At 60.2% G+C, this 7,115-nt stretch carries 6 protein-coding genes; 3 read left to right on the forward strand and 3 right to left on the reverse strand.

All coding sequences use genetic code 11. The annotated features are described in order from the left end of the window. Positions 1-141 precede the first annotated feature (141 nt). Positions 142-744 carry a porin family protein gene (locus ACIPLA_RS25495; RefSeq protein ID WP_218394119.1) on the reverse strand — a complete coding sequence of 201 codons (603 nt, stop codon included), beginning with the start codon at positions 742-744 and terminating at the stop codon, positions 142-144. A gap of 147 nt (positions 745-891) precedes the next feature. Between ACIPLA_RS25495 and ACIPLA_RS25500 the strand changes: the two genes are divergently transcribed. Together ACIPLA_RS25500 and ACIPLA_RS25505 are read left to right on the forward strand one after the other, a co-directional pair. Further along, positions 892-1,683 (forward strand): dienelactone hydrolase family protein, encoded by a 792-nt coding sequence (locus ACIPLA_RS25500; protein WP_401176969.1) that lies wholly within the window; start codon positions 892-894, stop codon positions 1,681-1,683. 149 nt (positions 1,684-1,832) lie between these two features. Further along, entirely contained in the window at positions 1,833-2,558 is a 726-nt protein-coding gene (locus ACIPLA_RS25505; protein WP_401176972.1) for a 4'-phosphopantetheinyl transferase, read from the forward strand. Positions 2,559-2,675: 117 nt separating this feature from the next. On the opposite strand, the gene ACIPLA_RS25510 is transcribed toward ACIPLA_RS25505, so the two are convergent. Further along, on the reverse strand, positions 2,676-4,286 hold the full coding sequence (locus ACIPLA_RS25510) for an ATP-binding protein (RefSeq protein ID WP_123495864.1): 1,611 nt from the start codon (positions 4,284-4,286) through the stop codon (positions 2,676-2,678). Next, positions 4,283-5,005: a response regulator gene (locus ACIPLA_RS25515; protein ID WP_123495862.1), complete on the reverse strand. Its 723-nt coding sequence runs from the start codon at positions 5,003-5,005 to the stop codon at positions 4,283-4,285. The genes ACIPLA_RS25510 and ACIPLA_RS25515 overlap by 4 nt, the downstream gene beginning before the upstream one ends. A 734-nt stretch (positions 5,006-5,739) precedes the next feature. Here ACIPLA_RS25515 and ACIPLA_RS25520 point away from each other — a divergent pair. After that, the coding region (locus tag ACIPLA_RS25520; RefSeq protein WP_401176976.1) for an ATP cone domain-containing protein at positions 5,740-7,115 on the forward strand (1,376 nt) is incomplete at its 3' end.

Genomic DNA, 7,115 nt, shown 5'->3' on the forward strand with positions numbered 1-7,115 from the left:
GGTGGGGGGGGGTTGGTGGGGTTTGGTTTTTGTCCCAGAATCAGCCCCCCCCCCCCCCCCCCGCCCTCCCCCCCCCCCCCCCGCTCCCACAGGGATTTCGCTTAACCACTGGCTTCGGCGCCTACCCTCATAAAACGCTTTTTAGAAAGCGTAGTTGGCGGACAGGTAGGTCTGGGCGCTGCTGGTCAAATCCAGCGAACCCTGTTTGCTGCCGCCGCGCTCGCTCATCTCGGTGCTGGCGTTGCTGCGCAGGTAACGGTAACCCAGCTCGACCGAGGTGTTTTGCGAAACTTGCTGCAATACACCGACCTGGCCGCCAATGGCGTAACCGATGTCGCTGTCGCGGCTGAAGCCTGGCGAATCCTGGGTCAGCTTGGTCAAACCGGCGGTGGCACCGCCGAACAGTTTGGTGCTGCCACCCACCGGGTAGAACAGATCGTAACTGCCCAGCAGATTTTCCTGACGCAGTTTAATGCCATTGTGCGAGCCCGACACGTTGTCGTAAGTGGCGTAGTAGCGACCCTTGCTGTCTTGCTGGCCCAGACGCACGCCCCAGGTGTTGTCCTTGCCGATCACACCGTCGGCGTTCGGGTGGTTGAGGTTGTCGTTCAGGGCGCTGGATTTTTTAACCTTGTCGCTGGTCTGGCCAAAGGTCAGGCCGGCGAAATTGGTGGTGTCGGCGTGGGCCGCAATACTGGCGCCCATCATGGTGAAAGCCAGAAACAGTTTTTTAAAAGTAGTCATTGGGGAGTTTCCTCATGCGCTATGTGCTTTTTGGGTACGGGGCAAGGTTACTGACCCCTCCCTGTACTGCCCCTGAACGCACTCTGAACCTGAGCTGAATCAAATCGACTACGCTGTTCTCACGATTCTTAATATGGAGATTTGATCATGCGTGTGTTCCTCGCCCTCGTGTTACTGGCTCTGAGCGGGGTCAGCCAGGCCGCCATCCAGACCCAGGAAATTCCCTACCAGAGTGCCGACGGCACCAAGCTGATCGGCTATTACGCCTACGACGACGCCATCAAAGGCCCGCGCCCGGGCGTGGTGGTGGTGCATGAGTGGTGGGGCCTCAACGACTACGCCAAGCGCCGCGCCCGTGATCTGGCCGGTCTGGGCTACAGCGCGCTGGCGATCGACATGTTTGGCGACGGCAAGAACACCGAACACGCCAAGGACGCCATGGCCTTCATGCAAGCGGCATTGAAAGACAGCGCAGCAGCCAGTGCGCGGTTTCAGGCCGGGCTCGACTTGCTGAAGAAACAACCACAGACCGATCCGAATAAACTGGCGGCCATCGGCTATTGCTTCGGCGGCAAGGTGGTGCTGGATGCGGCGCGTCAAGGCGTGCCGCTGGCGGGCGTGGTGAGTTTCCACGGCGCGCTGGTGACCAATACCCCAGCGACGCCTGACAGCGTGAAGGCGAAAATCCTGGTGGAGCATGGCGCTCTGGACAGCATGGTCACGGCGGAAAACGTGGCAGCGTTCAAGACGGAAATGGACAAGGCCGGTGCCGACTACAAGTTTGTCACCCTCGAAGGCGCCAAGCATGGGTTCAGCAATCCCGAGGCGGATCGTCTGAGCCATGGCGACCACGGCGGGCCGGACATTGGTTACAGCAAGACCGCGGATGAGAAGTCCTGGGCGGACATGCAGGCGTTTTTCAAGAAGATATTTGGTTAAGACTCTGGATCGAGTAACGGCCTTCGCGGGCAAGCCTCGCTCCTACAGGATTGCATCGTCCTTGTAGGAGCGAGGCTTGCCCGCGAAGAACGATAACTCGGTCGAACTGCTACTACCCTCACGCGTGGCAACCCGGCAAAATGCCCGTCATGAATCCCGTCCCCGCCCTACCCATCTGCTGCACCCCACCCGACGCCCATTGGCCGCTGCCGTTTGTGCTGCCCGATACGGTCCTGTTGGGTACCCACTTCGATACCAAACAACTGGCCAGTGATGATTTCCAGCGCAGCGCCATCGAGCCGCCGGCGAGCATCCAGCGTTCGGTGGCCAAGCGGCAGGCCGAGTTTCTCGCCGGACGAGTCTGCGCCCGGGCGGCGTTGCAACAACTGGAAGGGCTGAGTTTCATCCCGGCCATCGGCGAAGACCGCGCACCGGTATGGCCGGCGCACATCACCGGCTCGATCACCCACAGCACTGGCCGGGCCGCAGCAATAGTCGCGAACAAAGCCCATTGGCGTGGCTTGGGAATGGATTTGGAAAGCCTGCTCGACGCAGAGCGCGCCGAACGCCTGGCCGGGGAAATCCTAACGGGGCCTGAGTTGCAGCGCATGGCTGCCGGGGCTGCCGATCAATTGGCAATGCTGGTGACGTTGACGTTTTCGGTGAAGGAGAGCCTGTTCAAGGCGCTCTACCCGATTGTCCAGAAGCGCTTCTATTTCGAACACGCCGAGGTGCTGGAGTGGAGCGCGGGCGGTGAAGTGCGGTTGCGGTTGCTGACGGACCTGTCCGGTGAATGGCGTAGCGGCACTGAGCTGGATGCGCAATTTGCAGTGATGGATGGGCAGTTGTTGAGTCTGGTCAGCATCAAGGCCTGAGGTTTTGTAGCGCCTGTCAGGGCCTCTTCGCGGGCAAGCCTCGCTCCTACGGGAGTTGTGTGAATCCTGTAGGAGCGAGGCTTGCCCGCGAAGGCGATTGTCCAGACAACAAAAATCTCACCGCCGCTCCTGATTCCTCGGCCAGCTCAAACTGAAACAGGCCCCGCCCAGGCTTTTGCTCTTGCCGATCAATGCTCGCCCGTCATGCCAATGGATGATTCGCCGCACAATCGATAACCCCAACCCATGCCCGCCCGAAGCGCGAGTGCGACTGTCGTCGAGGCGCAGGAACGGCGTGAAGATTTTCTCCCAGGCCGTTTCCGGCACGCCCGGCCCATCATCCTCGACATCGACCCGACAGCGCTGCTGTCCGACCTGATAACTGACGGTCACCCGTGAATGGGCGTGGCGCATGGCGTTGCTCACCAGGTTCTGCAACGCCCGGTGCAGGTAGCGTGGCTCGGCCTCGACCCAGGCGTCGTCGCAATCGGCGGCCGACAGGCACAAACCGCGCTGCACCGTGATCTCGGCGCGCAACGGCGCCAGTTCTTCGATCACCTGATTGACCAACGCATCCAGATCGATCCGCTGAAAATTCAGCGCCGGCGAACCCTGCTCCAGCCGCGCATAGGTGAGCATCTCGTCGACCAGCCGATCAAGGTCCTCGATGTCGTGATCCATACCCTCGCGGTATTTTTCCAGCGCCTCAGGCGTGGTGGCCGAGCCGATCATCTCCAGGCCAAAACGCAAGCGCGCCACCGGCGTGCGCAGTTCATGGGACACGGCACGCACCAGCTCTCGCTGAATCGCCAACAATTGCTGCAAGTGCTCGGCCATGCCGTTGAACGCCGAGGCCAGGCGCCCCACCGAGTCCGCGCCGCGTGCCGGTACGCGGGTTTCCAGGCTGCCCTTGGCGATGCGCGTGGCAGCGGCTTCCAGCCCGCGCAAACGGCGCTCCAGCTGACGCACCAATAGATAGACAATCAAACCAATCAGGCTCAGGCCGAGGGCCGCGATCAGCACCAGCCACTCGGGCGGATAAGGATTCATCTGATACAGCGGGCCGATTTCCAGTACCCACGGCGTACCGACCATGCCGGCAAACACCCGGATGGAATCGCCGCCCTTGCCCAGCGCCATCACCGTGTCGCCTTCGGATACGCGGCGGCTCTGATCTTCGTCCATGTCGGCCTGATCGATCGTGACCAGCCGCAGATCAAAGCCGAAACCCTTCTCTTCCTTTAACTGCGCCAGACGCTTGGGCTGCTCGGCCACCGGGTAGCGCACCAGCTCATCGGCCAGCAGGTAAATGGTCGCTCGCGCCAGTTGCTCGCTGATTTGCTGGACTTCCCCGGTGAGCACCAGTTGTTCCTTGTCGCTGACCAAGCGGTAAACCTTTGCCGCGTGCGGGCCGGTCTGCTCCACCAGTGCCTGACCGCGCAGCACGCGGGTGCGCTGGGTCAGGTCGAGATCGGTCTGGGGGAATGTCTTCAGCGCCAACGGAATCCCGAGCAAGCGCTCCCACACCAGCAAGGCCCGGTGGCGTTCAGTTTCGTTCATCGGTTGCAGGTTATCGGCCATCAACGAGAACGTGCCGTGGGCCAGACGCTCGCGGTATTGCTCGCTGCGCACCTGGTTAAGCAGGTGCAAGGCCAGCACGCCGAGCACCGCCACCAGAATCAGCGCCGCGCACATGCCGCCATAAATGCGCAGGAAGATCGAGTTCACAGCGACAAGTCTGCGCAGGCTTCGGGAACGAACAGATAGCCTTTGCTGCGGATGGTTTTGATCAGCCGCGGATGCTCCGGGTCATCGCCGATCTTCGGGCGGATGCGTGAGATGCGCACGTCAATGGAACGGTCCTGGCCGTCATAACCGATACCGCGCAGCGCCGTGAATATTTCTTCGCGAGACAGAATACGCCCGGCGTTGGCCACCAGCAGCCAGAGCAAATCGAACTCGGCGCTGGTCAACTCGATGCCTTTGTCATGCAGCCAGGCCTCGCGCAACGCGTTGTCCACCACCAACGGACCGAACTGCAGACGCCGCTGTATTTCCGGGGCTGCTTCAGGCGCTTCGCTACGCCGCAACAAGGCCTGGATGCGCGCCAGCAGCAGGCGTGGGCGAACCGGTTTGCAGACGTAGTCATCAGCGCCGAGGTCGAGGCCGAGGATCTGATCGGTGTCATCGGTGCGCGCGGTGAGCATCAGGATCGGGCCGTCATACTTGTCGCGAACCTTGCGGCAAATGCTCAGGCCATCTTCGCCAGGGAGCATCAGGTCGAGGATTACCAGGTCCGGTTTCTCCTTGATGATGCGCGCTGCGGCAAGGGCGCCGTTGCCCTCAATCGAGACGCGCAGGCCATTGGCTTCGAGGTAGTCGCGAGTCAGTTCGGCCAGACGCTGGTCGTCCTCGACAATCAATACCTGCCAGACTTCTTGCTCCACGGTGACCTCTGCTTGCCAACATCACTTTAAGAAAGGATCCACCCGTCTTTTTGTAATGATTGGGGAGGATAAGAATGCATCTGCATTGGCCGATTGTATAAACGGCGCACGTCTGGAACACAAGCGGGTAAATGCGTTCGGACACAGCGGTTTTTTGTGATAGGGTTCGCGCCCTTAAAAATCCGAACGACTGTTTTCAATCGCTGAAAATCAGTGAAAAACGGTCCGCTCCAGCTAGGTCGCGGCCTACACGCTCGTTCCACCTTTCACACACAATTTACGCACAGGTTTATCCACAGGTAGTACGTTGCAACACCCTCAAAAACGCATTATCTTGTACCTCGGCGCTAAAAAAACCCTACATGTAGGGTTTTAGCTTAAAAGCCCAACCACATTTCAGACCAGAAACTCAAGTGCTTTATTGCCTGTTTATGGTTGAACCAAGCACGATTTTACAAGCCCAAACCGCATGCGCGGATGGCACCGTTTTTTCAGGCCAGAACAGCCAGAACGGTACGGGTGTTGCAGTCAAAACTGGCACCCCAGAAAGGAATCCGGTTTCGAGCCCTGGCTCGCGGCCAAAGACTTCGGCAAGGAAGCGGCATCATTAGCCTTTTTCCTACTGTCCCGAAGTTGTTATACCCGACGCCACGTCGGTTGTAGTGCTTCAGGACAGAACGGTGGGCACCGTGATGGTGCCCAAACAAACATAGAGAATGTGGAGACAACCCCCCATGCAAACCGACACAACTCGCGAGAACCCGCAGGGTACCTTGCCGCAGGCCGCCGATTCGAATTCGGATCTGTCCGCCACCGCGCCTGGCCAGCTGCGCGTGATCAAGCGAAACGGGACTGTCGTTCCTTACACCGATGACAAAATCACCGTCGCCATCACCAAAGCGTTTCTTGCAGTTGAAGGCGGCACCGCTGCCGCTTCGTCGCGCATCCACGACACCGTTGCCCGCCTGACCGAACAAGTCACCGCCACCTTCAAGCGTCGCATGCCATCGGGCGGCACCATCCACATCGAAGAAATCCAGGACCAGGTCGAACTGGCCCTGATGCGTGCCGGCGAGCAGAAAGTGGCGCGCGACTACGTGATCTACCGCGACGCCCGTTCCAAGGAACGCGCTGTACGCGCCCCTGCCGAGGACGCGGTACAGGCTCACCCGTCGATCCGCATCACCCGCGCCGATGGCAGCCTTGCACCTCTGGACATGGGTCGCCTGAACACCATCGTCACTGAAGCGTGCGAAGGCCTGGAAGAAGTCGACGGCGACCTGATCCAGCGCGAAACCCTGAAGAACCTGTACGACGGCGTGGCCCTGACCGACGTCAACACCGCTCTGGTGATGACTGCCCGTACGCTGGTCGAGCGTGAGCCGAACTACTCGTTCGTGACCGCCCGCCTGCTGATGGACACCCTGCGTGCCGAAGGCCTGAACTTCCTGGGCGTCGCCGAGAGCGCGACTCACCACGAAATGGTCGATCTGTACGCCAAGGCACTGCCGGCGTATATCGCCAAAGGTATCGAATTCGAATTGCTGAACCCGGTTCTGGCGTCCTTCGACCTGGAAAAACTCGGCAAGGCAATCAACCACGAGCGCGATCAGCAGTTCACGTACCTGGGCCTGCAAACCCTGTACGACCGTTACTTCATCCACAAGGATGGCGTGCGTTTCGAACTGCCGCAGATTTTCTTCATGCGCGTGGCCATGGGCCTGGCAATCGAAGAGAAGAACAAAGAAGACCGTGCGATCGAGTTCTACAACCTGTTGTCGTCCTTCGACTACATGTCGTCGACCCCGACCCTGTTCAACGCCGGTACCCTGCGTCCACAGCTGTCGAGCTGCTACCTGACCACCGTGCCGGATGACCTGTCGGGCATCTACCACGCGATCCACGACAACGCCATGCTGTCGAAATTCGCTGGCGGCCTGGGCAACGACTGGACGCCGGTTCGTGCGCTGGGCTCGTACATCAAGGGCACCAACGGCAAATCCCAGGGCGTTGTACCGTTCCTGAAAGTGGTGAACGACACCGCCGTCGCCGTTAACCAGGGTGGCAAGCGCAAAGGCGCTGTGTGTGCCTACCTGGAAACCTGGCACAT

The organism is Pseudomonas sp. NPDC086112 (assembly GCF_044746425.1).
Lineage (GTDB): Bacteria > Pseudomonadota > Gammaproteobacteria > Pseudomonadales > Pseudomonadaceae > Aquipseudomonas.